A 2546-nucleotide genomic window follows, 5' to 3' on the forward strand; every position below is an offset into this window, starting at 1 on the left:
CCAACTCCCCGGCGAGCCGGCGCACCCGTTCCGACGGCGGGGCATGCTCCAGCGCCCGGCCCGCCAACCCCACCAGCCGCTCCGAGCGACGCAGCTTCGCCTCCACCGCCGCCGCCCCCGCGAACGGCCACTCCGGCACCGCGAACGTCCCCCGGCCGCGCCGCGGCAACGGATCGGCCCGGAAATAGTCCCGCACATAGGCGTACAGATCCCGGAACAGCAACGGATTACGAAAACCCGAACACACCGTGTAATAGGCCGGGGTGCCCGCCGGCGGCACCACCGCCGCCGCCGCCAGGATCGCGTTGACAACCAGATCCACCGGGATGATGTCCACCACCGCGTCCGGGGAGGCGGGGAAGTCCGGCAGCTCACCGCGGCCATAGGCCAGGATCAGCGGCTCGGCCATCTTGAACCCCTCGATCCACCCCGGGAACGGCCGGCGCAGCGCGCTCTCGACGATCGAGGGACGGACGACCGTCAACGGCAGGTCCCCGTGATGATCCTCCAGATACCGCTCACCCAACGCCTTGGTGAACGTGTACGCATCCGTCCACCCCAGCACCTGCGCCCGCTCGCCCCCGGCCGTCACCATCCGCCGCGCCACCCACGCCCGGCGCAGCCGCTCCGCCTCCGCCGACACCGTCTGCGCCCCGGCGGCGGCGAACCGCCGCGACGCCTGCGCCCGAAACCGCGCCGAACACTCCGGCGCCCGCGAGGCGTCCTCGGTCTGCTGGCGCACCCGCGACGCCGCATCCCACTCGGCCCGCCAGTCCACGTCATGGGCCAGCGGCCCCTCGGCGATGTGCCCCGAACGCAACCCCGCCACATACGCCGTCGACACATGCACCAGATGAGGCCTGGCCCCCCCGGCCGCAAGCGCCCGCAGCAGCTCCGCCACCCCGCCGACGTTCGTGGTGAACGCCTCGTCGACCGGCGGGTCGAACGACACCTCCCCGGCACAGTGGATGACCACGTCGATGTCGGCGGGCAGATCCGGCATCGACGCCAGATCCCCCTCGATCACCTCCACCCGCTCGGCGAGCAGCGCCGCCACCCCCGCCGCACCCAACGCCTCCCGCAACCCGCGGAACGCCGGCTTCCGCATCATGCGCGCCAGCCGCGCGGCCCCGCTGTGACTGCCCCGCGGCCGCACCAGCGCCACCACCGCCGTGCCGGGGAAGTCCGACAGCAACCGTTCCAGCAGCGCCTCCCCGACGAACCCGGTCGCCCCGGTCACCAGGACCCGCCTGCCCGCGAGCCGCTCACGCAGCCCCACCCTGACCTCCGCTGCCGTCACCTGCACCGCCACCTGCTCGTCCGGTGAGCATCCGCTGCACCGCCTGGGCCCTGCTCGTCCGGGTGGGCACCCGCCCCTCCGGAGCTCGCCCGGAGGGCAACAGTAGGCGACGATCCGCCCCCGTGACGTCAACCGGCGCACCGCCTGCGTGTGCCCACGCCGAGGTACGCAGGGAAACCTACCGTCACCAGGGCAGCGCCGTGACGGGCAGCCCCACCACCCACCCGCCGAGATGACCCTGCGCGTCACTCCGGCAGCCGGACGAACACGCCGGCCTCAGCCACCCGCGGCCTCAGCCAGCGCCCGCAGCAGCCGCGTGCACGAACCGGTCAGCCCCCACCGTTCGGCGAGCGCCCCCACCGCCGCCGGATCGACCGGCGCCGCCGGCAGCAGATCGGCGGAAGCACCCACCGGCACGTCCCGCACCACCGCCACCACCCCCACCGCGGCACGCACATAGTCCCGGGCGCCCTGCAACCGACGCCGCGCCCCGGCCGGCAGACCCGCACCGCCGTCGGCGTCAACCGCGGCAAGCACCGCCGCGAGCGACCCGAACCGGGTCAGCAGCGCCGCGGCGGTCTTCGCCCCGATCCCCGCCACCCCCAGCAACCCGTCACTGGGATCACCGCGCAGCACCGCGAAATCGGCGTAGGCCCGCCCCGGAACGCCGTAGCGTGCCGTCACCGCCGCCTCGTCGACCACCGCGAACTTCTCCACCGCGTACCGCACCCGCACCCCGGCCGCGTCGTCGACGAGCTGGAACAGGTCCCGGTCACCGGTCAGGATGTCCACCTCCCCCCGGTGACGGGTCGCCAGCGTCGCGATCACATCGTCAGCCTCGAACCCGGCGGCCTCCGCCCGGGCGATCCCGAACGCGTCGAGGACCTCGCCGATGATCGGGAGCTGGACGAGCAGGTCGTCGTCCACCCGCTCGACCTGCCCTGCCCCGACCCCGCCGGCCCCGGCATCGGCGGCCCGGTGCGCCTTGTAGGACGCCAGCAGCGCCACCCGGAACGCCGGCCGCCAGTCGGCGTCGAAACACACCACGACCCGCTTCGGGCGCACCTCGCCGATCTGCCGGGCCAGCACGTCGAGCAGTCCCGGCACCGCGTTCACCGGGGTGTCGTCAGGAGCCCGCACCGAACGCGGCACCCCGAAAAACGACCGGAAGTACAGCGACGGGGTGTCGACAAGCATCAGCCGCCCGTCCGCCCCCGCCCGCTCACCCACAAGCACCGTCCCACCC

2 protein-coding genes are annotated in these 2546 nt (G+C 74.0%); both read right to left on the reverse strand.

Annotated elements, in window-relative coordinates:
* Window positions 1–1279: SDR family oxidoreductase (locus tag ACY45C_RS12780; RefSeq protein WP_462187852.1), on the reverse strand; the 1279-nt coding region annotated here is incomplete at its 3' end.
* 297 nt (window positions 1280–1576) lie between these two features.
* Window positions 1577–2546, reverse strand: a 970-nt coding sequence (locus ACY45C_RS12785; protein ID WP_462187843.1) for a 5'-3' exonuclease, incomplete at its 5' end; no start/stop codon positions are given.

It is taken from the genome of Frankia sp. CcWB2 (genome assembly GCF_977927585.1).